The 23181-nt window shown below is 45.2% G+C and carries 20 protein-coding genes; 6 read left to right on the top strand and 14 right to left on the bottom strand.

Features of this window, described 5'->3' with window-relative positions:
- The first annotated feature begins 229 nt into the window (after window positions 1-229).
- From EII14_RS06690 to EII14_RS06680, 3 genes are read left to right on the top strand one after another with little or no spacing between them, the layout of a single operon-like run.
- Window positions 230-967 carry a porin family protein gene (locus EII14_RS06690; RefSeq protein ID WP_124931775.1) on the top strand — a complete coding sequence of 246 codons (738 nt, stop codon included), beginning with the start codon at window positions 230-232 and terminating at the stop codon, window positions 965-967.
- A gap of 20 nt (window positions 968-987) precedes the next feature.
- On the top strand, window positions 988-5454 hold the full coding sequence (locus EII14_RS06685) for a translocation/assembly module TamB domain-containing protein (RefSeq protein WP_124931774.1): 4467 nt from the start codon (window positions 988-990) through the stop codon (window positions 5452-5454).
- Between the two features lie 28 nt (window positions 5455-5482).
- On the top strand, window positions 5483-7054 hold the full coding sequence (locus EII14_RS06680) for a peptide chain release factor 3 (RefSeq protein WP_124931773.1): 1572 nt from the start codon (window positions 5483-5485) through the stop codon (window positions 7052-7054).
- 114 nt (window positions 7055-7168) lie between these two features.
- Here the strand turns inward: EII14_RS06680 and EII14_RS06675 are convergent, their stop codons facing one another.
- Window positions 7169-7672, bottom strand: a complete 504-nt coding sequence (locus tag EII14_RS06675; protein ID WP_124931772.1) for an SPOR domain-containing protein — start codon at window positions 7670-7672, stop codon at window positions 7169-7171.
- 213 nt (window positions 7673-7885) lie between these two features.
- Between EII14_RS06675 and EII14_RS06670 the strand changes: the two genes are divergently transcribed.
- From EII14_RS06670 to EII14_RS06660, 3 genes are read left to right on the top strand one after another with little or no spacing between them, the layout of a single operon-like run.
- A complete protein-coding gene (locus EII14_RS06670) occupies window positions 7886-8092 on the top strand; it encodes a YtxH domain-containing protein (RefSeq protein ID WP_124931771.1) in 207 nt (68 codons plus the stop codon).
- A 9-nt stretch (window positions 8093-8101) separates the two neighbouring features.
- Window positions 8102-8479 carry a phage holin family protein gene (locus tag EII14_RS06665; protein ID WP_124931770.1) on the top strand — a complete coding sequence of 126 codons (378 nt, stop codon included), beginning with the start codon at window positions 8102-8104 and terminating at the stop codon, window positions 8477-8479.
- Window positions 8480-8517: 38 nt separating this feature from the next.
- On the top strand, window positions 8518-8787 hold the full coding sequence (locus EII14_RS06660; RefSeq protein ID WP_124931769.1) for a hypothetical protein: 270 nt from the start codon (window positions 8518-8520) through the stop codon (window positions 8785-8787).
- Between the two features lie 1065 nt (window positions 8788-9852).
- Here EII14_RS06660 and murB read toward each other — a convergent pair.
- The 13 genes from murB to EII14_RS06595 form a co-directional block, all read right to left on the bottom strand.
- Entirely contained in the window at window positions 9853-10860 is a 1008-nt protein-coding gene (gene murB, locus EII14_RS06655; RefSeq protein WP_124931768.1) for a UDP-N-acetylmuramate dehydrogenase, read from the bottom strand.
- A gap of 58 nt (window positions 10861-10918) precedes the next feature.
- A complete protein-coding gene (locus EII14_RS06650) occupies window positions 10919-11839 on the bottom strand; it encodes a DUF4348 domain-containing protein (RefSeq protein WP_148090623.1) in 921 nt (306 codons plus the stop codon).
- Between the two features lie 129 nt (window positions 11840-11968).
- A complete protein-coding gene (buk, locus tag EII14_RS06645) occupies window positions 11969-13030 on the bottom strand; it encodes a butyrate kinase (RefSeq protein WP_124931766.1) in 1062 nt (353 codons plus the stop codon).
- 12 nt (window positions 13031-13042) lie between these two features.
- Window positions 13043-13951: a phosphate acyltransferase gene (locus EII14_RS06640; protein WP_124931765.1), complete on the bottom strand. Its 909-nt coding sequence runs from the start codon at window positions 13949-13951 to the stop codon at window positions 13043-13045.
- 801 nt (window positions 13952-14752) lie between these two features.
- Window positions 14753-15406, bottom strand: coding sequence for a superoxide dismutase (locus EII14_RS06635; protein ID WP_124931764.1), 654 nt, complete (start codon window positions 15404-15406; stop codon window positions 14753-14755).
- 208 nt (window positions 15407-15614) lie between these two features.
- Entirely contained in the window at window positions 15615-16391 is a 777-nt protein-coding gene (trmB, locus tag EII14_RS06630; RefSeq protein ID WP_124931763.1) for a tRNA (guanosine(46)-N7)-methyltransferase TrmB, read from the bottom strand.
- Window positions 16378-16578 (bottom strand): exodeoxyribonuclease VII small subunit, encoded by a 201-nt coding sequence (gene xseB / locus EII14_RS06625; protein WP_124931762.1) that lies wholly within the window; start codon window positions 16576-16578, stop codon window positions 16378-16380. The genes trmB and xseB overlap by 14 nt, the downstream gene beginning before the upstream one ends.
- 12 nt (window positions 16579-16590) lie before the next feature.
- Window positions 16591-17895 carry an exodeoxyribonuclease VII large subunit gene (gene xseA / locus EII14_RS06620; protein WP_124931761.1) on the bottom strand — a complete coding sequence of 435 codons (1305 nt, stop codon included), beginning with the start codon at window positions 17893-17895 and terminating at the stop codon, window positions 16591-16593.
- A 183-nt stretch (window positions 17896-18078) separates the two neighbouring features.
- Window positions 18079-19017, bottom strand: coding sequence for a PstS family phosphate ABC transporter substrate-binding protein (locus EII14_RS06615; RefSeq protein WP_124931760.1), 939 nt, complete (start codon window positions 19015-19017; stop codon window positions 18079-18081).
- Window positions 19018-19131: 114 nt separating this feature from the next.
- Window positions 19132-19977 carry an energy transducer TonB gene (locus EII14_RS06610; protein ID WP_124931759.1) on the bottom strand — a complete coding sequence of 282 codons (846 nt, stop codon included), beginning with the start codon at window positions 19975-19977 and terminating at the stop codon, window positions 19132-19134.
- Between the two features lie 25 nt (window positions 19978-20002).
- Entirely contained in the window at window positions 20003-20635 is a 633-nt protein-coding gene (locus EII14_RS06605) for a biopolymer transporter ExbD (protein ID WP_124931758.1), read from the bottom strand.
- A 17-nt stretch (window positions 20636-20652) separates the two neighbouring features.
- Entirely contained in the window at window positions 20653-21264 is a 612-nt protein-coding gene (locus tag EII14_RS06600; RefSeq protein ID WP_124931757.1) for a biopolymer transporter ExbD, read from the bottom strand.
- A gap of 24 nt (window positions 21265-21288) precedes the next feature.
- Window positions 21289-22146, bottom strand: a complete 858-nt coding sequence (locus EII14_RS06595; protein ID WP_124931756.1) for a MotA/TolQ/ExbB proton channel family protein — start codon at window positions 22144-22146, stop codon at window positions 21289-21291.
- Between the last annotated feature and the right edge of the window lie 1035 nt (window positions 22147-23181).

Below are 23181 nucleotides of genomic sequence, written 5' to 3'. Positions count from 1 at the left end.
GGGCATTGTTGATGATTTCATCGATCAAGGGAATAATGAAAAGTTCAAGAATATGCCACAAAATCGCTACAAAATTGCCGCAAAATTAGCAAATTCTTTTCAAAATCAAAAGGTAAGCATTACTAAAACAAGGAGTTCATGCTCTTTTTCATTCTCTCATGGAGTTAAAACAAGGATTTTTGCGTATCTTCGCGTGTCAAACAAATCAACATTCACGCCTCTAACAGATATGTATAGATCTGCCCTTTTCTCCCTTCTGTTTCTGCTTTTCCAACAGATAGTTTCCGCACAAGTCGGATCGCCGCGCAACAATTGGGTGGCCGGTTTCAACGGAGGCGTAGGGTTTAATAAAGTTTTGTTTACTCCCAACATCCGGCAAACTTACTTCAATGCTCCCACGGCGGGGATAACTGCAAGATATACAAGTGAAAAATACTTTGATCTTCTATGTGCGATACAAATGGAAATCAACTACGCTCGCTTGGGTTGGAAAGAAGACATCTACTCCTCTTCCAATGTGAAACTTCCTGACACCTACGAGCGTCGCATCGATTATTTACAAGTTCCGATGTTGGCAAGTTTGGGTTTGGGAAAAGAAGAAAGAGGTTTGAAGGGGTTCTTGTTGGCAGGACCTCAGATAGGATTTGCTTTGAAAGAATATGAACTGCGCTCCTCCGTATTAACGACCAAAGAACTTTTGGGACAAATCGTGCCCGATCGCGGAAATAATGTCTATGCACAATACGGCAAACCCTTGGATCGTCGTGTAGACTATGGAATTGTCGGAGGATTGGGGGTAGAATTGACCACAGGATTAGGGCATTTCCTTTTGGACATACGCTACTACTACGGACTTGCCGACTTCTTCAACAATGCCAAGAAAGACCCTTTTTCCAGATCTGCACACAATAGTCTTGTTTGTAAGTTCTCCTATCTCATAGACTTAAATCGTCGAAGCAAAAAGTGATTATTTTTCAGTTGCGATCTATGAGAAAAGTTTCTTTCCGCCTGCTCTTCCAATGGACGTTGGGTTGCCTTGTGGCTTCTTACACGCTCTTGCTTTTCGCGCTCGATTCGTCGGGTGTGCAAAGATGGTTGGCCGATGAAATTGAAATGCTGCTGGAAGACAAAATACATTCAGACGTAGAAATCGGGAACGTAAAAGTCGGACTGTTCAACAGCATTTCCATACATGACATAACCGTCAAAGATAGAAATCATAAGGAGTTTATAAACAGTAAGTTGTTGTTTCTTAAATTAGAAATAAGTTCACTGATTCGTCGACAAATCTCCATTCGCAACGTCGCTTTGCTCGACGCACACATTTCGCTCTATAAAAATAAAGGAAAAGGCAGAACCAACTTTCAGTACATCTTAGATGCTCTTCAAGGAGATGAAGGACGCGAAACCTCGCTCAACCTGCGCATCAATTCACTCATCATGCGCAGATGCGAATTGAGTTACAACGATTGGAATACTTCGCGCCCTTCCTCCGGTTGTTTTTCTGCCGACCACATTCGTCTTACGGGGATTGATGCCAATCTGAGCTTGAAGCACTTGACGAACGACAGCCTTAACCTACGCGTGCGACACCTGCAAGCACAAGAATCGTGCGGTGTATCTTTACAAGAACTGCGCATGAAGATTGTGGCCAATCGCTCACAATGCAGCATTAGAGATTTTGTGTTGAAAACCTCGCGCTCCGAAATACGAGAAAAAGAACTCTCGGCACGATATGACGCGACCGATTTCCACACGTTATACAGCAGTTTAACCCTTTCCGGAGCGTTGCGCGACGTTATTTTATCGACAGAAGATTTGGCGCCTTTCATTCCCTCTCTGAAAAAAATAAAAGAAAGAGCAAAGATCTCCGCGCTCTATACCATTGCACCGCATCAAATAAAGGTTCGGGACTTGAAAATCTTCAACCAAGACGGTACTCTCGCATTGCACACGGATCTTGTCGTTCACAAAAACCGGACTGGTGTTTTGCGAATTGAAAGCCTCTTCGAGAAAGCAGAAATCAAACCGGCATTCATACGGAAAAACTACGTTGCCATGCTCTCCGCTCCGATGCCCCAATGGTTGCTCGATGCAGGAGAACTGTCACTTCAAGGAAAAATAGATTATACCCTTAAAAACAAGGTTTTATTAAAAGGTGATTTAAGTACGGAGGCCGGTCTTCTCGCTGTGGACGTGACCTATAAAGATCGCGAGTTGGAAGGCGTCATTTCTTCGAAAGATTTCAATCCCTCCCTTTTCATCAAGCACAAGAATATCCCCACCTTTGTTGATTTTCAACTGCAAGGAACCATCGGATTTCCGCAACAGAAAGGCATTGAGTGTCAAGCTCGGCTCGACATTCACAAGGCCATTGCAGACGGCAAAACTTTACATCAACTTTCCACCGAGCTAACCCTGCGGAAAGAACACGCAAATCTTGTCTTCGACTTCAAAGATCCTGCAATAGATTTGAATGCCACCATTTCCGGGGTGCTGAATGCCAACCGGCAGCCCTCTCGGCTGAAAGCCGATGTGCAAGTGTCCCGTCTTGTTCCTTCTCAACTCGGTCTGACTTCACGTTGGAACAACGGCGTCTTTTCCTTTCAAGCGCAAGCCGAAATCGACCAACTGCAAGCCCCTCTCCCTACGGCACACTTGTGCATCAAACATCTCACGCTGCAAGGAGATGCCCCCAACATTGTTCCTTATTACTTGGAGAAACTTGACTTTTCAAGCCTCCCCCAAACTCACGGCAATCGTCTTCTGTTAACCGGAGATTTTGCAGAATTGGGTATTGAGGGCTTTACCGATCTGCAAGACTTCAAGCACAACATTGCCCAACTTATGGCAAGCCTCACCCGACAGATGGAGTACAAAACGCCAAACGCTTTCCCTGCGTCGCTCGCCGTGCATTCACCTCACACCGACCTCTCGCTCTCCTTGGCCATTAAGCGCACTGACTTTTTGAAACGTATCTTGAAAATAGACATCGAGGCGGAGCGTCCCATTGTAGTGGAGGGAGGCATTTTCGACAAGGGGGAATCCATCCGCCTCGCCGGGTCGGCACCACACCTAAAAATCGGTAATTTCAATCTCAACAATCTGTCTATTGTTGCACGCAACCAAGGAGATAGTCTGCAAATTTTGGCAAAAGCCGAAAAGCATCTCAAAGATGCCGAAGTGAAAATAGAGTTGGGAGCAAAAACACAGAACGGACAGCTTCACAGTTACCTCCAATGGAAAGAAAGTTTGCGCCAACGTTTTCATGGTAAAATCGCCAGTAATACCAATATCCATTTCCCACAAGCCGGACGGAGAGAAAAGATAGAATTCACAACCGAAATACTTCCTACCAACATCTGCATCAACGACAGCCTTTGGGAAGTCAAACCGGGACGAGTGATCTACGGCAACGATCGACTGAGCATCTCCAATCTTTCCATTGCCCATGCCGACCAACACCTCTCCATTGCCGGAGCTTATGCCCAAGGCAGTGACGGCATCGTGGTCGACCTGCGCAAAGTTGATGTCGGCTATGCCCTTGCCCTTACCGGCCTCGATGTGGTCACTTTCGGAGGTCGTGCCACGGGACGCGGCATTCTTCGCCCCGGATTGGACGGCAATCTGCAACTCCTTGCCTATCTCGACATCCCTCATTTCCGTTTCAACAACACTTTTCTCGGCCACGCCGAAATTCAAGGAGGCTTTGACGGAAGAGAGCAAACCATTAACTTGGATGCACGAATCAAAGAGGCCGACATCGGACACACCAACGTCAAAGGTTTCGTGAGCTTAGGGAAAAAGGCACTCGACCTGCAAGTCGAGAGCGAAAACACTCCGATAGCTTTTCTCAACCAATACATCGACGACATTTTTCACGACATTCGTGGCCGAAGCACAGGCAGGTGCCGCATTTTCGGATCTTTCAAAGCCATTGATTTCGAGGGAAAGGAACGTGCCACCGCCTCCGCCAAAATCCCCGTCACCGGAGTGACCTACCACCTTCATGAAGCCGAAGTAAAAATAGCTCCGGGAGAGTTTAATCTGACCAACGCACTGCTCACCGACAGCATCGACGGAAGCGGAACGATCAGCGGCAAGCTAAACCACCGTCATCTTCGAGAGATTTCTTATGATTTTTCCATGAGCGGTAACCGCATCAAACTCTACGATCGTCCTTACGAACTCGATATGCCTTTCTATGCCACAGCTTTCGGCAGTGGAAAGGTAAAGATCTCCGGAAGTCCGGGGCGAATGGACGCCGATATTCAAGTAGCCACCGATGACGGAAGCGTTCTTACTTACATCTTGGATTCTCCCGAAGAGGCCGATCGCAAGTTGGTCACGTTCCGTGATCTCTCCACCCAACGTCATATCTCGAATTTCGCAGCATCACCAAATGCCGAAACATCGGCTGACGGGGAGCCGGAAAGCAAAACCGACATCCGTCTGAATTTGGAAGTAAATGTGCAACCCTCTTCCAAATTGCGAATGATCACCGATATAAAAAGCGGCGATGTGATCACCACCCACGGTAGCGGCCCCATTCGTGCGTCCTACTACAATAAAGGGGCATTTCGCATGTTTGGAGTCTACAATGTGCGCCACGGAAATTATGATTTAAGCATTCAAAATCTGATCAAAAAGAACTTCACCCTTCTACCCGGCGGCACCGTCAGTTTTTCCGGCGACCCTCTCAATGCCGACGTCGATGTGAAAGCCTCATACCTCGTCAATTCCGCCTCACTGGCCGACCTCAACATCGGCAGCGGTTTCAACAACAATCCCACGCCCGTAAACTGCTTGATTCACTTCACCGGAAAGGTCAGCAATATGAACTTGGGACTTGATTTCGATCTCCCCAATGTAGGCGAAGATGAAAAGATGATGGTGCGTAGCATGATGGCTTCCGAAGAAGATCGGACGATGCAAGTGCTCTACCTCTTGGGCGTAGGTCGTTTTTTTACCTACAACTACGCCGCCACGGCCTCTGCCGGCGGACAATCTCAATCTTCCATCATGATGAAGTCCCTGCTATCAAGCACCCTTTCGGCTCAAATCAACAACATTCTCTCCAACGCCGTAGGATCGTCGAATTGGACATTCGGTGCCAACGTAGCCACCGGCCAACTCGGTTGGAGCGACATGGAAGTAGACGGTTCTCTCTCCGGCCGACTGCTCAACAATCGCCTTTTGGTCAATGGAAAAGTCGGTTATCATGAACGCCAAGCCGCAACGACCAATTTTGTGGGCGACTTCGACGTACACTATCTGCTCACGCCCTCGGGCTCTGTCAATCTCAAAGCATACAGCGAAACCAACGATCGCTACTTCTCGAAGTCCACGCTCTCCACGCAGGGCGTCGGCATACAATTAAAACGAGATTTCCATTCGCTGCGCGATCTGTTCTTTTTCAAGAAGCGGAAATCCACCTCTCGTCAGCAACAATAAACACATCCCATACCATTTTTATCAAGACATGAATCAAGAAATAGCACGTCGTCGCACGTTTGCCATCATCTCTCACCCCGACGCCGGTAAAACCACACTTACCGAGAAACTCCTCCTCTTCGGTGGACAAATACAAGTGGCGGGAGCCGTGAAAAGCAACAAAATCAAAAAAACGGCCACTTCCGACTGGATGGAGATTGAAAAACAAAGAGGAATTTCGGTCACCACCTCCGTCATGGAATTCGATTACGAAGGCTACAAAGTAAACATTCTCGACACTCCCGGTCACCAGGATTTTGCAGAAGACACTTTTCGTACACTCACGGCCGTAGATTCTGCCATAATCGTGGTAGACAGCTCAAAAGGTGTGGAAGCACAAACTCGAAAACTGATGACGGTATGCCGTATGCGCAAAACACCCGTCATTATTTTCGTCAATAAAATGGACAGAGAAGGACGCGATCCGTTTGAACTTCTCGACGAATTGGAAGAAGAACTCCAAATCGGCGTGCGCCCTCTTTCGTGGCCGATCAATCAGGGGCAACGCTTCAAGGGTGTCTACAATATCTATGAGCAACAACTCAATCTCTTTGCATCGGACAAGCAAAAAGTGACCGAAAAAGTTTCTGTGGACATTCATGCCGACGGCGAACTCGAATCGCACGTGGGAGAAAAAGACGCCACACAACTTCGCGATGACCTCGAACTCGTAAACGGCGTCTACTCCGATTTCGACACCGACGCTTATTTGGCGGCAGATGTCGCCCCCGTCTTTTTCGGATCGGCTCTCAACAATTTCGGAGTGAAGGAGTTGCTCGACTGCTTCGTGAAGATTGCGCCTTCTCCTCGTCCGACAAAAGCCGAAGAACGAATGGTCGATCCCGAAGAACAAAAGTTTTCAGGCTTCATTTTCAAAATCACGGCCAACATCGACCCCAACCACCGTTCCTGCATCGCGTTTTGCAAGGTCTGCTCCGGAAAATTCGTGCGCAACGCCCCCTATTTGCACGTGCGCAACGGAAAAACGGTGCGCTTTTCGAGTCCCACGCAGTTCATGGCACAACGCAAAGAAACCATTGATGAGGCCTATCCGGGCGACATCGTCGGTTTGCCCGACAACGGCATTTTCAAAATCGGCGACACGCTGACGGAAGGTGAAATCATCCACTTCCGCGGACTTCCTTCTTTCTCTCCCGAAATGTTCAAATACATCGAAAACGCCGACCCGATGAAGACCAAGCAACTTCAAAAGGGCATCGATCAGCTCATGGACGAAGGGGTGGCTCAACTCTTCATCAACGAGTTCAACGGCCGAAAAATCATTGGTACGGTCGGACAGTTGCAATTTGAAGTTATCCAATATCGCCTCGAAAACGAATATGGCGCCACCTGCCGTTGGGAACCAATCAGTCTTTACAAAGCCTGCTGGATAGAGAGCGACGACCCGGCCGAACTCGAACAATTCAAAAAGCGAAAATACCAATATATGGCAAAAGACCGGGAGGGACGCGATGTCTTTCTTGCCGACTCCGGCTACGTTCTTCAAATGGCACAACAGGATTTCAAAAACATTCGCTTCCACTTCACGAGCGAATTTTGATACTCTGCCTTTGCCTCCGTTCTCAACAAACATAAGCCGCAGCAAAAACATGAAAGTTTTACTGCGGCTTATGTTTGTTTCCGAAACCGGTTTTCGGTTTCCTTTCCCAACCACTTATCGGCTCAGCAACCAAGCATCGGGATAAGTGTCTCTCAACGTATTTTTGCTTTGCACGGCTTGTGCTTTGCTGTCAAACGAAGAAGCGATCACACGATACCAACCGGTGTGTCCGCTGATTGTTTCGTTTGTTTTCACCACGCGGGCGGCATATCCTCGATTGCGAAGCGTTGTCATCATTCCTTCTGCGTTGGTTTGGTTGATAAAACTTCCGGTCACCACGCTAAAAGCCTTCAAAGGCTCTCCATTGACAACGGTGACTCCTCCGGGAATCGTTCGTACGGGCGTGTTATCTTCTTCTACAACAACGGGCGTTGTGGCTACGGGTGTCACCTCTTGTTTTTCGGCAGGAGCGACGGTCACTGTTTGAGTGGCATTTTTCTGCTCTTGGGCTTTTGCTTTTTCGTAAGCACGGCGATAAGCGCTTTCTTGCGAACTTCCGCAAGCTGAAAAGAGAGCAACAGTACACAGACTCAATGCGAGGAAAGCGTGGGTTTTCATGAGAATGGGTTTTATGACGTTATGGAAATTAGCAATGAAGCGTATTTTCACGAAAATATTCTGTCGCAAAGTTACGATGAAAATCCTGTTTTTTTGTCTCTCAAAGGAACAAAAAACATTAAACCATATCTTTTTTTCTGCATGGAGAATATTTTTATGGAAGAAATCACTATCTTTGAAGCATCATTTTATTCACTCTAAAATCAAAACATCATGAAAGGTCTTAGTATTCTTGCAGCTTTCTTGGGCGGTGCCGCCGTTGGTGCTGCTTGTGGTATCCTTTTTGCTCCCGAACGCGGTGAAGACACACGTGCCCGCATCGCCGAAGCCATCCGTAAACGTGGCGTAAAACTCAACGGCAAAGAACTGGAAAGTCTTGTCGATGACATCGCCGACGAATTGAATGCCACCAACTCTTAATTTCTGCTTGTGTTTTCGAGCGATAAGAATATCGAAATCCTTGCGCGGCTGATCACCAACCTGCGCCACTATGGAGAGCTTCGCTTGATGCGGCTCCAATTGGACTTTGTCGGCAAAATGACCCTTGTGCTCTCGGCTTTGATCGTGGGAGGCGTTGTGTTTTGCGTGGCCGGTTTTATCGTTTTGTTTCTTTCGCTTGCCGCGACCTATGCACTTGCTCCTTATGTCGGTGGCTATGTCATGGCATTGATCATCATGGCGTTGATACACCTGTTGGTCGCAGTGATCGCTTTCTCGATGCGCCGAAAGCTCATCATCGATCCCATTGCCAACCTCTTGGCATCGCTGTTCTTGGACGATGAGCCGGAAGAAGAGAGCACACCGTAATAACGCCCCTTATCCGAACGTATCAAACCAGTTGCTTTATGGTAAACCCTGCTGTTTTCTCTTTTGAAAAAATAAAACACAAACGCGCTCGACTCGATCAACAAATTCGACAAGCGGAGGAGCAAATTGCGGAAGATTTTCAAACAGTGTTTGCACGTCAGGAAACTTCCGACAACAAGCTGCAAAACTATGTCAATGTCGCGGCACGAACATGGTTCTTTGTGGACGGAGCCTTGACGGGCTACAAACTGCTACGCAAAATCGGCGGAATATCAAGACTGTTCAGAGGCAACAAAAACAAACGTTAGCCCCAATGGCAACAGTAGCTTTTTCATTCTCCGAGCGTTAGTGTTTCTCTCACTCCATAAAGAGCAGGTAGCCTCAACACTTTGCATCAAACTCCGTATCGTAACAGATGCGGAGTTTTTTGTGTATTGCCATTTCTTTATCGTGAAGCTTCTCTTTCTGCGGTTTTCAAAAATTCCGCTTTCTTGCATTCCGCCTTTGGCAACATCAAACGTAGATTTTTAGGGATGGGAATAGCTCATGATATGAGCCTCCCCAATGTTCGTTTCGTAAAATCGTCGAAAATATACATTTTTTTCTTCATGTCGTTGAATTTCAGTAGTTTGTCGGTGTATGTAGGTGGATTGCCAATATACACTGAATGAGGTTAAGTCAATGATACACAGATGAAAAACGAATGTAGACAATTTTCCAAAAACCTACACTGCCTACACGGGCGATTTCGTGCATCTGCACGGCCTTCCCCGATACGGAGTGTAGGTTGTAGCAACGAATGTAGTTTTTTTCTGTATTGTCTACACTCGCAACATGTTATATATCTGTGATTTAAGTAGGGTAGTGTAGACAATGTAGACAAAAAGAAGAAAAAACTCTTGGTAGGGAGCTGAATGTTGCTTTTTTCATTCGGAATTGCTCTATCGCCTCTTCGGTTTTTCCCAATATGTTTTTAATGCGTCGGAACGTATCTTACCTAAGGAGTAGATAAAACGGAGTAACGAGTAGAAAAATCTATCACTGACCTAAATTTCACAACTTCCTATCGGGTTCTCTTTTCCATGACTCAGACTTTTGATATTGATCTGAAAGGTGTTTTCCTAATGTAGTGGGGGCTTTTTTCATCAAGAAGAGAATATAAGATGCCGAAAGGGTACTTCGATGTTTTTTCGGCTCTGGGTTTTGCCGTGGTCGAATGGCGCATCAAGGTGAGCCTGAACATAGACACGATTTGCGAAAAATATTATCGGTCGGCAATCATCTGAAAACACAACAAGAGCGTGTTTCCAATGACGCGCTCTTGTTGTGTCTGTCTTTGCTTTCGAGATCGGTGATGTTGCGGCAAATCAATCTTACTCGATATACAAAACTTCGGGAATAATTGAAATGCCGAATTTCTTCCGAACATCCTTTTGTATTTCTTCTGCCAAAAAGGCGATGTCTTTTCCTGTGGCATTGCCCAGATTGATCAACACCAATGCTTGCTTTTCGTGTACCCCGGCCACTGCTGTCTTTCTGTTTTTCCAACCGCATTGTTCGATAAGCCAGCCTGCCGGGATCTTGACGCCATCGGGCATGGCATAATGCGGCATGGCGGGATGTTTCTCCAACAAGATGCGAGCTTGTTCTTTCGGAATGACGGGATTCATGAAGAAAGATCCGGCATTGCCATACTCCCTAAAATCGGGAAGTTTGGATTGGCGTATCTCTATGACGGCATTGCGCAAATCCATGGGTTTGATTTGATCTGTTGCCACCCCTTTTTGTTCGAAAAAAGAAAGAATTGCCGCGTGGGAGAGCGTAGGACGGAAATGATGAGAAAGGCGGTAAATGACATGGGTGACGATGTATTGATTACGCAAGCGATGTTTGAAAACACTGCTTCGATAGTCGTATTCGCATTCTGAGCGGGTGAAGATTTTTATTTCTCCGGTTGCAATTTCCACCGTTTCTACGCTTTCTATCAAACTCCCGACTTCTACACCATAGGCACCGATGTTTTGTACGGCACTTGATCCGACTTCGCCCGGAATGAGAGAAAGATTTTCAAGGCCATAAAGTCCTTGTTTGATACATGAGTGTACAAAATCGTCCCATTCTTCTCCGGCTCCGACACGTATGGTTGAAAAATCTGCGTCGTCCGAGAGAATTTCCATGCCTTTTATTGTACTGTGGAGCACAATCCCGGCGTAATGATCATTGAGAAATAAAAGATTGCTTCCTTTTCCGATATGCAGCCATTTGCTTTGGCGAATTTTGGGAAGAATGGTGCATAAATGAGAAATACTTTCATATTCCAACAGTTCATTGCAAGTCACAGAAAGTCCGAAAGTATTATGATGTAGAAGCGAATGAGACATTGTTTGAATATTAGGCAAAGATATTATAGGGGGAGTATCGGCAAAAGAGTCGGAGTTGTCAGTTTTCTAATTGGATAAGCGTCCATTTTCCATTATTTCGCTTAAAAGTGAGGGTGGAATTTAGCCCTCCCGACAAAGACGATATTTTGAGGATTTTAAGCTGCGACTTTTTATGTTGTTGTCCATACAAAACATTCGTCAGCTGGTTTTGAGGAAGCTCCGGAGCAAAATCGTTCCATTGGTCAGAAGAAATAAAACCTTTTATTTTCTCAAAAGAATCCTCGTCGTATGTCGAAAATTGCAGTGGATTGGCGATATGTTCTTGCTGAAATGCTTTGTCGGACACAAAGGTGCGATAAAACACATAGAAGTCTTTATTCTGTGATTCTTCAACCTCTCCTTCTATAACTTCCGTCAGCTTCCATGTTGAACTTTTGCGTTGAAAAATATACTTTTTGATGCGCTCTGTTCTCAAATTAAACTCCTCCACGACGACATGGTGAATGGCTGTGTCTTTGGCTTTCTCTTCTTCTCGGCGACTGTCTAAAAGAAGCGTATAGTTTTCTTGCTTCGCGTACATCGGATCGAATTTCCAAGAGGCCGCCTTGATTTTTTGTTTCTTTCCATTTACTTGATAAGGCAAAGGGAATAGTATTCGGGCTTTTTGAAAATGCTTGTTTTTCATAAAAGCAAACACAAAATCATCAAACAGCTCATCGGCTTTCTGAGGTAGTGCTTCTACGGAAACGGAGTCGGTTGTTTCCACTTGCAGAGAGTCTGTAACGAGCGAATCCGCCGTTTCTTCTTCCTGTGGAAGAAACGCTTTCTTTTCTTGTTTTCCACAGGCCGAAAATAACATCCCTAACACCAGTAAGGACAAAAACAACTTGTAAACTTTCATATATAAAGCTTTAACACGTGACAAAGATACATTAAAGCAAGGAGGGAGCAAAGCAACGACATTCTTTTGTAAAAACAAAGGCGTCGGTCAAAGCAACGCTCAAACGCGATAGTTTTTCTTTATCCGATGGGTTGTAACTGTTTGTGGAAAAGAAATTTATAAGATCAGAAAAGAAATTGGTTTGTTCTTGAAAAGACGTGGTTCTTGTCAATCATAGTTTTTTAGTTCCTGCTCGCCTCTCAATACCGACAACGCATTTTCGGCCAATGATTCAAGCTCGTTTTCTCCGGGAAAGAGATGAATGGGGGCAAGGAAGCCTATGCACTCACGCAAGCGTGAGGTGATGTATTCTTCATAGGCCAATCCGCCGGTAATGAGTATCGCGTCAATTTGTCCGCATAGCACAGCTCCTTGTGCCGCAATATATTTTGCGATATGGTAGATCATGGCGTCCATTACCAAACGAGCCTTTTCATCTCCTTCGGCTATTCTTCTTATGACTTCTTGGGAGTTGTTTGTTCCGAGCCAAGCGGTCATTCCCGCCTGTCCCGAAATTCTGTCCAAGAGCTGTTGGCAGGTGTACTTCCCACTGAAACAAAGCCGTATCAAATCGGCCGATGGCAGAGTGCCGGCTCTTTCCGGCGAGAAAGGACCTTCACCGTCAAGGCCGTTATTGACATCTATGGTCTTCCCTTTTCGATGTGCACCGATGGTGATGCCGCCTCCAAGGTGGGCTACGATCAAGTTCAAATCCTCATAACGTTTTCCTTGTGACTTGGCAAAGCGTTTGGCTGTGGCACGTTGATTTAAAGCATGCCAAACGCTTGCCCGTTGCATTAAAGGACTGCCGCATACGCGAGCTTCGGGAATCATTTCGTCTACGATGACGGGATCGGCAATCAAGGCAAGGCATTTCGGGAGCGGTTTTGCCAAGGCGGCTGCTATGTGAGAGGCGATATTGCAAACGTGTTGCCGAGGAGCTTCTCGTGTGTCGCGGAGCATTTTCTCATTGATGGCATAAGTGCCGGCAGGTATGGATTTCGTCAAACCTCCACGAGCCACAATCGCATCGAACTCAAAAGGAAGACCTTCTTTTTCGAGTGTTTTCAGAATGTCCTTTTGCCTCATGTCCAACTGTTCGAACGTTGAGGAGAAATGCTTTAATTTTTCGACGGAATAAGGAATAGATTTTACAAAAACAGATTTGTCATTGTGATAAATGGCCACCTTTGTCGAGGTGGATCCCGGGTTGATTACCAGAATTTTCATAAATAGACCGGATTAAACTTGTAGAGCGGCAAGCGCAAGGCTGTTCACTTTGGTTTCTATGGTATCTCCTCTCGAAGTGAGTACGACGGGATTGGTCGTACCGCATAATAAAGAAGCGGAAGTGGAATTTCGAGCAAAAAGTTGGATGGATTTATAGAGCACATTGCCGGCTTGTATGTCGGGCATGATGAGAATATCCGCTTCTCCTTCTGTGGAACTGACAATTCGCTTATGAGTCAAGGCTTCCGCGGATATTGCGCAAGATAAATCAAGAGGGCCGTCAATGAGTATTTCTCCCCACTCTCCGGCTTCTGCCCGTTTTTTCAATAACACATAATCTGTTGTTATGGGAAATTTCTCGCTTATCTTTTCCGTGCAATGAAGCAAAGCCACTTTGGGCTTGTTGATCCCTATTCGCCTTGCCATCGCAGTCGTGTAGTTCAACTGTGCTATGCGTTGTTCAAGATTCGGATAGGGAATGACTGCAACATCCGACAAGATGAGGAGGCGGTTGAGTTCTTGCGTTTCAAAAACGGCGATATGGCTGATGACGGCATTTTCCGTTCTAAGCCCATAGGTTTTATTGAGTACATGTCGCAGCAACACATCACTGTTTACCAATCCTTTCATCAATATTTGGGCTTCTCCGTCGTGTACCAGCTGTACGGCTTTTTGTGCCGCAGTTTCGTCATCTTCGGCCGGAATATGCTCTATGTGATCACATAATTCGGCCGGAATGTGCTCTAACACTCCCTCTGCTGTTTCTCCTACGAGAATGGCATGGGCAAATCCCATTTCGACCACTTGCAAAACTGCTTGTAGCGTGTGCTCGTCAGAGGGTTGGCATACTGCTATTTTGAAACGTTTTGCAAAACGACACACTTGATTACGCAAATCGGAAAAAGAGCAAACAGCGGACATAAGTATATTGATTTAGAAAGAGAGTCGAAAATAAAATGAAAATGAGTATAAGCTATATTTGAGCGTTTTTGCTTGTATTGCAAAAATAAGGAGAAAAACAGAACTTTTCAATAACTCCAATCACAATATGGAGGACAAAGTGACATTTGATGACGTTTCTCAAACTTTACTCATCAAAGCGTTGCCATATGGACTTAAAATGTTTTTCAAAACACTCGCCACACAGCAAACAAAAGAAGGGGATTGCAAACAAAAAACGACAAGGTTTCGGTTTCTTTTTATCCTTTATGCAGTATATAAACAACAAGATTTCGTGATAGAAGTTCACATCGCGATGAAATATCTTCTGTTTGGCACAAGGCTAATGTTACGACGTAAAATAATGATTTTGTAACATTTACCTTTCACCTGTAATGAACATTTACTTTCTTCTTCGTTTTTTCGATTATTTCTTTGGCACAAATATTGGGAGTACGTATATTTGCATTGTTTTCATGGTATTAGATTTAAGGTTAAAGAAGATTGGTTGTCGAGAGACAATCAATTTTTGTTTTATGGCTACGGTCGAAACATCGTATCTCGTTTTGAGATCTCTGCAAAAAGCCGCTTACAAATATAAGATTGTCCAACCCGAAAAAATCGAATTGGACAATTTTGTTTGGAAAAATCCCGAATTTCGGATATTCTGCCGATCCGTGAAAGCTCTTTGCCGTCTTATCAAAAGAGTAAGCGATAGAGCAAGAGAGCATTTGCTCTAAGGGATGACCAATGAAGGTTCTATGAGGGCATAGAGCCCTAATGTTATTTTGAATAACGAGCGTCAACAACGTTCCAATCAATGATTTGCCAAACAGCGGCAAGATGGTCGGCACGACGATTTTGATAGTCAACATAGTAGGCGTGCTCCCATACATCCAGCCCCATCAAGGGTTTAAGACCACGTTTCACAGGGTTGCTGCCATTTACTTCTTGCGTGATGACAAGTTTACCTTCTTTGTCTGTGGAGAGCCAAACCCATCCGGAACCAAACAAGGTTGCTCCTTTCTGAGAAAACTCTTTTTGGAACTCTTCAAATGAGCCGAATTGTTCGTTGATGGCCGCAGCCAATTTTCCAACAGGCTTTCTGTCATCGGCCGGGGTCGTGAATTGGGTGAAATAAAGATCATGATTCAACATTTGGCCGGCGTTGTTGAAGATAGCTCCTTCGGATTTCTCTACAACCTCTTCCAAAGTCAGACCTTCAAATCCGCTTCCGGGAAGTAGGTTGTTAAGGTTGTTTACATAGGTAGCCAAGTGTTTTCCGTGGTGGAGGTTCATCGTTGTCTCGCTGATGACGGGTTCAAGAGCATTGGCCGCGTAAGGGAGTTTCAATAAAGAGAACTTACCATCAACGGGTTTGGTTTGTGCAAGCGCAGTTGCCGCAAAAAGACTGAATGCTATGGTCGAAACTTTCATTATGAAAAATGTTTGTAATGAGTAAATAACGATACAAGAGCTCTTTGTATCACTTTGGCAAAGATACTCCTATTTTTCTTAATATCCAATTTATAATGATTACATTTCTTCTTCTTTTACATAACTGCCGTTTTGAGAGAAGAAATAAACGACTATTAAGTTCTTCGTTTTCTTATGAGTGGTTTTTCATTCACAGAAAAGCATGGTTTTATTTTCCTGTTTCGGAGCCGGAACGCTTACTTCTATTGTAAGAGCGATATGCGTCCAACTCTATTTCAACCTCTGGTTCTATAAGAGGTGGAGTTTGAGGTAAACGAAATTTCAAGTATTTGATACTCAATCCTCGATCGAGCCATTGCTGTTCGTAGTAAGTCCGTATTCCGAGGATCCGGTGTACTTCCGAGTCTTTTTCAGCTTCGAGTGTGTGGTAGAGGTCTGTGGTGCGAAATTCTATGGGGAGTGAATTTGCAGACACTACATGGTCTGTGTAGGTGAAAAGGAAGTTGGAGTCGGTTTTGAGGTGGATCAAACCGTTGTCAGAAAGAAAACGACGATATCTTTCCAAGAAAAAAGTAGAAGAAAGGCGTTTTGTCGCTTTCTTCATCTGAGGATCTGAAAACGTGAGCCAAATTTCCGAAACTTCGCCTTCTGCAAAAAACTTATCAATAAATTCGATGTGAGTGCGCAAAAAGCCGACATTGGTCAAATTCTCTTGCTGCACTTCGGTTGCGCCGCTCCACATGCGTGCTCCTTTAATATCTACACCAATGAAGTTCTTTTCGGGAAACAGACGTCCGAGCCCGACACAATATTCGCCACGGCCGCAACCCAGTTCGAGCACGATGGGGTTGGAGTTCTTGAAAAAGACTTCGTGCCATTTTCCACGAAGAGGGTGGGGGGGAGAGGACGGAGTTTGGTAAGGAGCTTCAATCACATGAGGGTAGTTTGCCATTTCGGCAAATTTGGAGAGTTTATTTTTGCTCATGGTCAAGGATCTTCTGAACGTCGTTTTTAACTTTTTGAAGTTGTGACTTTCCGAGAGAAAGGAGGGTCTGTGCTCGTTTCAACTGTTGAGCGAGTTGATCTATTTCGAGTTCTCCTTTTTCTACGGCATTGACGATGCTTTCGAGTTCGGTAAGAATGTCTTCGTAACTGATGTTTTGTTTTGCCATATTGGAATGGGGTCAATCTTTGGTGATGATGCGACTTGTCAAACTGCCATCTGCGAGGTGGGTATGAATGATTGAGCCGACAGATAGTGCTGCCGTATCTTTTAAGGCTTTCCCGTTCTGATCAAGTGTAATGGAGTATCCCAATTGGAGAATACGCTTCGGATCGGCCATTTGAATGGTGGTTTCCGTTTTTTCAAGACGGTGCTCATGGCGTTGTATCGTATGCAGAGCGGCACTGCGAAGCCGGGGCTGCAATGAATTGAGGTGGTTTTGTGATGTCAATAGCCGTTCTTGCGTTTTAAGTTGCAGGCGATTGGAGAGCGATTGCAGGCGTTTGTGTTGTATTTGGATGAAATCATGTGCAGCCGCTTGATAACGTGTGGCAATTCTGTCGAAAAGCATTTGTTTTTGACTGATTTGCAATTTTGTGGCATTGAACAGCTTTGTTTCCCATTGCAATAGCCGTTCCCACTCTTCTTGTCGGCTTTGGATCAGATAGGCAGCCACGGCAGTTGGGGTTTTGAGGCGTGTATGTGCCACAAAGTCTATGATCGTTTCATCTCTTTCATGACCGATGCCGGTCAGTATCGGGAGAGGAAATTGTGCGATATTGGCAGCAAGAGGGTAGGTGTCAAAACCATTCAGATCACTTACCGCTCCTCCTCCCCGAATGATGACAACGCAATCCCAACGTTCGCTTTGTTGAGCAATTCGGTTCAGTGCGGAAATGATGCTGTTTTCCACCTCAACCCCTTGCATTGTGGCTTCAAACAGACCGGTTTTGAATACAAATTCGGATTGTGTGAGTTGATTGTTGAAATCTCCGAAACCTGCCGCACCGGATGAACTGATCACGGCTATCCGTTTGATCAGACGAGGGAGTGTAAGCTCTTTGTTGAGTGTTAGCACACCGTCTTCTTCGAGCTGATGAAGAATTTCTTGTCGCCGACGTGCCATATCGCCTATGGTATAAGTTGGGTCTATATCAAAGACGTTGAGAGAATAGCCATATACCTCATGGAAGCTGACTTTCACCTTTACCAACACTTTCAAACCGGCTTGAAGCTGTTGTCCGGTTGCTTGTTTGAATTTCGGCAATAATGTGGAGGCGGTGGATTGCCAAATGTTTCCTCTTGCTTTTGCACGAAACTGTCCTGCCGCACAATCTTCTTTTTCCACGAACTCCACATGATAGTGTCCTTTTGAACCACGGCGAATTTCGGAAATTTCGGCAGTTACCCAAAGTTCTTCGTAGAAAGACAGCAAAAGCAAATCACGAACGAAGCGGTTGAGTTCGAAAAGAGAAATGGGCGACATAAGGAGATTTCAGAAAGGTTTGAGCTTTGCATCAATAGGGCGGAAACTAATGGATGCAAATTTACGACAATGTGAGGATTAAGCCAAGAGGTTTTCCTCTTCTTTGCTGTCCTTATGAGAAAGGACTGTGTTAAATCTAATGTTTAACGCAGTCCTTCGGATATGCTACATTCCGACAAAATTCTATTTAACACTTACGTCGCGAACTTGCACCTGATTGATGGGAAGGAGTTGCGAAGAGTTGCAGATGACGCGTTGTCCGACGTTGTCTTTCAAGAAGAAATAAAATGATTTCATCATGCTTCGTGTTCTCGGATCCGTTGTGATTGCCCAAACGCTGCGCACAAGCGGATATTCACCTGTTGCAATGTAGTATTGATAGGGACGCTGCCAGTCCTTCTCTTTTTTACCGACTTTACCGACAAGCATGACATTGACATCGAGATGACGAAAACTATTGAGCACAATGGTATCTCCGTTGTTTACGCGCAACCAGTCGGTGGAAATAACACCGATTATGTCGGGATTTTTTTTGACGGCTTCGATTACGGCAAGATTGCTTCCTTGTGCAAAAATACGTCCCGAAAGCGGACGTCCGCTATTGAGAGAGTCTTTCATGTAGCGCACGGTGCTTGAACCTGACGCATCAAAGACCATGTTGATTTCTCCTTTTCGAGTTCCCATTTCAAGTTGTTCCCAACGAGTGATCTTTCCGCTGATGATGTCGCGGATTTCACTCAGATTGATGGCCGTGTCGGGATTACTCTTATTGACAATGAGGGCAAAGGCATCGTGGGCGATGCGGCTTTGAAGCAACGGAAGACGATGCGACTCGACGAGAGCTTTTTCTTTTTCCGTGAGCGAACGTGTGGTGATGGCAAAACGCACGCTGTCGTTGATAAGCATACGAATGGCAGAGTCTTCGCTGCAATAATACGGAAGCATTTTGGCTTCGGGTTTACGCAGACCATACAAATCAGACAGTTCCGAAAGGATCGGTTCGAAGCCGATGTCGGCCGCAAATCTTACATCGTATTCGTGAAGAAAGCTTTTGGCATGCCGGGAATTGTCGTTGCAGGCAACAAATAGCAGTAATAAAAAAAAGAATGGAGTAAATTTCATGTACAAAGACTTTAAGAGATACGGCTTCATGTTGTTTGCGTTAAAAACACACCCTGCGCCTCGTGGCCGAGGCCTGAGACGCAGGGTGCTGATAAATTACGATATTCAATGGAATTATTGAATGACGAAACGGATGGGAAGAGTGTACCAAACACGAACGGGCTTACCCTGTTGCTTACCCGGTATGAAGCGTGGGAGGGTCTTTACGACGCGAATGGCTTCGGCATCACAATGTGATTCGAGACTCTTTTGTACCACAACTTGTCCGACACGTCCATCTTCAAGTACGACAAAACGGAGCAAAACTTGCCCTTGGATATCTTGTTCCTGTGCAATGGAAGGGTAGCGGATGTTGGAAGCAATGTATTTCAGAAGAGCTGCATCACCGCCGGGGAAGCTCGGCATTTGCTCTACGATCGTGAAGACTTTGGCTTCTTCCTCGGGAACACCCGTTCCTCCTTTTTCTTGGTTTTCACGGAGGTCGTCGATGTTGATACCGTCTTTGGAGTCACCAATATAGTCTTGTGTCGCAATGGCAACCTTTGAGCGACTGAGTTCTTCCTGGTTCTTGATTTTTTTCGTTTCGTCGACTTGGTCTACGATATCGGGAACGGTAAATGCGATAGAGGCTTTAACGGCCACTTTTTGCACTTGTTGTTGGGGTTGCTCTTGTGGTATCTCCACTTTTTTCTCTTCTTTTTTAGGCTCTTCTTTTTTGAGCTGAGAAAGTTCGGTCACCATTTCCTCTTCTCCGCTCATAGATTCGCGGATAGCGTCTTTGGCTGCCGTGTAAGTGAAGATGACACCTGCAAGAATAGCGATACCGATGAGAATGTCGATGATGGCGAGAAGGTGGCGCTTACCTGCTTTTGAACGAAGCTCATAAGCACCGTAGCTCTTGTTGCGTCCTTCGAACACGAGGTCGCACCATTCGCGCGAAATGATATCTATTTTAGACATATTCGTATTACTTTACTTATGATTGTTATTTTGCAAGTCCGGCTACCATGGCCTTATCTTGTTCATTCACTTTATCGATCACGTATTTTCCGATATAGCAATTCGCCATTTCGTCGAGAATGTCGATCAAGTTCTTATAAGTTGAAGCGTCTGTGGGCTTGATGATGGCCGTCGGTGTTCCGTCGGCATTTTTGATCTTGCTCAGACGTTCTTTGAACTCTGCCTTGTTCTTTTTGTCTTTCTCGGCATTGGCTGAATACTTACCTTCAAATTCTTTCTTCAATTTGTCCACTTCGGCTTTTGCTTGCTTGTTTTTGTTGAGCAATACGGCGCGTATGCCGTCTTTTCCGTAAGAGGTTTCTTGAAGAGTGGCTTCTGAGGGTTTTCCTTCGAAGTAGTAGATCTTGTTGTCTTTGTCAATAATAATCGTGATAGCTTCATCGGTTTGCACCTGACTTTTGTTCTCTTTCTTAATGTCCTCTTTGTCCGAGGGCATCACGATTTCCATCGTTTGAGGTTTCAAAAGGGTGGTGCAGAGCATGAAGAAAGTCACGAGCAACATGATCATGTCGACCATCGGCGTGAAGTCGACGCGGGCGTTCATCTTTTTTTGCTTAGATTTGCCTTGATCGCCACCGCCAGTATCTATTTGTGCCATAACTTTATTCTATCTGATTATTCGCCAGCTTTGAGAGTGGTGATAAGGTTGTATCGGCTCTCATCAATGCTGCGCAAAGAGTTCATAACTTCTTTAATTGAGCTGTACGGAGTGTTTTTGTCGGCCTTGATGGCGATACCCATATTTTCTCCGTTGGCGTTACGGGCTGCTATGACCCATTCTTTGAGTTCATCGTTCAAGCTGTCGCAAGGAATTCCCGCGCCCGAATCTTTCGTGAGGAGTTCGTTGCGTTTTGCCGGCTCCATGTCCACCCAACTTCCGATGGTGTTGAGGGGGGTACCGAAAGTGGGAACTTGGGCGAACTCTTTGAGCTGTTGTGCCGTCAGACTGAGCTTGTTGTTGTCAATCAGTTCTTGCGCCATTTTTTCCTGTCCGACAGGGCTGTCCATGGTCATGAAGATTTTGCCTTCGGGGGACACAAAAATGGTAAGCAGGTTGTTTTCGGGGATTTTAATTTCCGAAACCGAACCGGGCACATTCACTTTTACGGGTTCTTCCTTGGTGAACGTTGCAGTGAGCATAAAGAAGGTAAGCAGCAGGACCATAACGTCACTCATCGGCGTCATGTCGATGAATGTGTCTTGTTTTTTTACGCGAAAACGTCCCATTTCTTATTGTTACCTAATTTATGATTACTTTTGAGTGGTCTTGAAAGTTTCTACAATGGTGAAACCAAGTTCGTCGATAGCAAAGGTAAGACGGTCAATCTTGTTGGTGAAGAAGTTGTAGGCGATAACGGCAGCAGCACCGGTGGCGATACCGGACGCCGTATTTACAAGAGCTTCGGCGATACCCACGGAGAGGGCAGCAGAGTTTGCACCACCTTCACCACCGGCCATAGCCGAGAACGATTTGATCATACCCATAACCGTACCGAGAAGACCGGTAAGCGTACCGAGTGTAACGATCGTACCGATGATGGGGAGGTTTTCTTGCATCATGGGCATTTCGAGAGCGGTTGCCTCTTCAACGGTCTTTTGAATGGCAAGTACTTTCTTTTCGAGTTCGAGATCTTCGCCTTGTTGTTTCTTGTATTCGGTAAGTGCGGCAAGCACAACATTGGCTACGGAACCTTGCTGAATGTTGCAGAGGTCGGTTGCTTTTTGGACGTCTCCTTGTTTGAGGGCACTCTTTACAGATGCGGCAAACTTGCCAAGGCTGCCTTTACCATTGGCGGTACGAATGGCGAAAGCACGCTCAATGGCCAAAGCGATAACTGCGATGAATTGGGTCCAAATGAGCGGTACGATAAATCCTCCTTTGTAGACCGTACCCACGATACCCGCAGGTTCGTATTCTTGACTTTGGAAGAAGTGGAATCCGGTAACGCCTTCTGCATGGAAGTTGCTCATGTGACCTGCACCGAATACGTAGAGAGCTTCTGCAATGATGAAGCAAACAAGGATAACGGAAAAGCCGGATTTAATACCGGTGAAACCTTGTGATTTCTTGGGAGCACCCTTGGGTGCAGTAGCATTAGTAGTTGCCATTTAAGAAAAAATTAATTGGTTGTGATTAGAAATTAAGTTATTTGTCTTATTATAAAGAAGAATTCGGTATTTGAAACTTTGGAGATCAAAGCCTTGGTGTGTTGAGCTTTTAGAAAAGATTTAGATGCTGTTTACTGAAAGGGAAGTCACGGCAAAAGACCGATACCTCCTGTTCTTTTCGCATGGAATAAATTCATTGTTGTAAAGCTCATATTGTCATCTCGGCTTACGGAATGACACGACAAAAATAGCGACTTATCTGCAAGTAGCCAAACATTTTCTGCTTTTTCTTGAAAGTAGTTTAGATAAAAAGGAGATCTATATAATTTTTATTCCATTAAACGGAAAGAATATAGCCGTTTGAAACAGGACCGGCATGGAAGATAAAAACGGATAATCATTAAAATACGACGGAACGATATACTTGAATTAAAAACGAATAATCGCTCCTTATCTGCTCATCCGTTGTCGGGCGATTTGAGAAGAGGAATCGCAATACTGCTCACTCCCGAAAATATCGAAGTTGCCTGTCGGTGCATTAGGGAAGATCGGGACGGAGAAGAACTGTGTTTTTTATGCCGACAATAGTTCTGTACTTGACAGCAAAGAGCATCCATTATATGAGAAAAAATCTTTTGGACAATACACAAAAAGTTCAAATCACCGAGAAGAGAAGCAGGCAGGAGCTTGTGAAATTTAGATCAGTGATAGATTTTTCTACTCGTTACTCCGTTTTCACTACTCTTTTCACTACTCCTTAGGTAAAATTCGTTCCGACCTATCGAGATATATCCGGACAAGCCGAAGAGGAGATGAGGACATTTCCCGTAAAAACACAATAACTTTCAGCCTATACAGGGAGTTTTTCTTCTTTTTATCTACATTGTCTACACTATGTTTGTTAAACCGCAGGTATACAGATTGTTGCGAATGTAGACAAGGCGAGGAAATAACTACATTCGTTGTTGCAACCTACACACTCTATCGGGAAGGCATGCAGATGCCCGAAATCGCCCATGTAGGCAGTGTAGGTTT

Source organism: Alloprevotella sp. OH1205_COT-284 (genome assembly GCF_003859795.1).
Taxonomy (GTDB): Bacteria; Bacteroidota; Bacteroidia; order Bacteroidales; family Bacteroidaceae; genus Alloprevotella.
Note: the sequence above shows the minus strand (reverse complement) of the source record. Positions and strands in the feature narration are given on the sequence as shown.

Coding starts and splice junctions, on each gene's coding strand:
- EII14_RS06610 (WP_124931759.1), bottom strand. CDS start 19,977: ATGTCTAAAATAGATATCATTTCGCGCGAATGGTGCGACCTCGTGTTC.
- EII14_RS06680 (WP_124931773.1), top strand. CDS start 5,483: ATGAATCAAGAAATAGCACGTCGTCGCACGTTTGCCATCATCTCTCAC.
- EII14_RS06595 (WP_124931756.1), bottom strand. CDS start 22,146: ATGGCAACTACTAATGCTACTGCACCCAAGGGTGCTCCCAAGAAATCA.
- EII14_RS06690 (WP_124931775.1), top strand. CDS start 230: ATGTATAGATCTGCCCTTTTCTCCCTTCTGTTTCTGCTTTTCCAACAG.
- xseA (WP_124931761.1), bottom strand. CDS start 17,895: ATGTCGCCCATTTCTCTTTTCGAACTCAACCGCTTCGTTCGTGATTTG.
- EII14_RS06660 (WP_124931769.1), top strand. CDS start 8,518: ATGGTAAACCCTGCTGTTTTCTCTTTTGAAAAAATAAAACACAAACGC.
- EII14_RS06600 (WP_124931757.1), bottom strand. CDS start 21,264: ATGGGACGTTTTCGCGTAAAAAAACAAGACACATTCATCGACATGACG.
- murB (WP_124931768.1), bottom strand. CDS start 10,860: ATGTCTCATTCGCTTCTACATCATAATACTTTCGGACTTTCTGTGACT.
- EII14_RS06615 (WP_124931760.1), bottom strand. CDS start 19,017: ATGAAATTTACTCCATTCTTTTTTTTATTACTGCTATTTGTTGCCTGC.
- EII14_RS06605 (WP_124931758.1), bottom strand. CDS start 20,635: ATGGCACAAATAGATACTGGCGGTGGCGATCAAGGCAAATCTAAGCAA.
- buk (WP_124931766.1), bottom strand. CDS start 13,030: ATGAAAATTCTGGTAATCAACCCGGGATCCACCTCGACAAAGGTGGCC.
- trmB (WP_124931763.1), bottom strand. CDS start 16,391: ATGAGCAAAAATAAACTCTCCAAATTTGCCGAAATGGCAAACTACCCT.
- EII14_RS06670 (WP_124931771.1), top strand. CDS start 7,886: ATGAAAGGTCTTAGTATTCTTGCAGCTTTCTTGGGCGGTGCCGCCGTT.
- EII14_RS06635 (WP_124931764.1), bottom strand. CDS start 15,406: ATGAAAGTTTCGACCATAGCATTCAGTCTTTTTGCGGCAACTGCGCTT.
- EII14_RS06640 (WP_124931765.1), bottom strand. CDS start 13,951: ATGTCCGCTGTTTGCTCTTTTTCCGATTTGCGTAATCAAGTGTGTCGT.
- xseB (WP_124931762.1), bottom strand. CDS start 16,578: ATGGCAAAACAAAACATCAGTTACGAAGACATTCTTACCGAACTCGAA.
- EII14_RS06675 (WP_124931772.1), bottom strand. CDS start 7,672: ATGAAAACCCACGCTTTCCTCGCATTGAGTCTGTGTACTGTTGCTCTC.
- EII14_RS06685 (WP_124931774.1), top strand. CDS start 988: ATGAGAAAAGTTTCTTTCCGCCTGCTCTTCCAATGGACGTTGGGTTGC.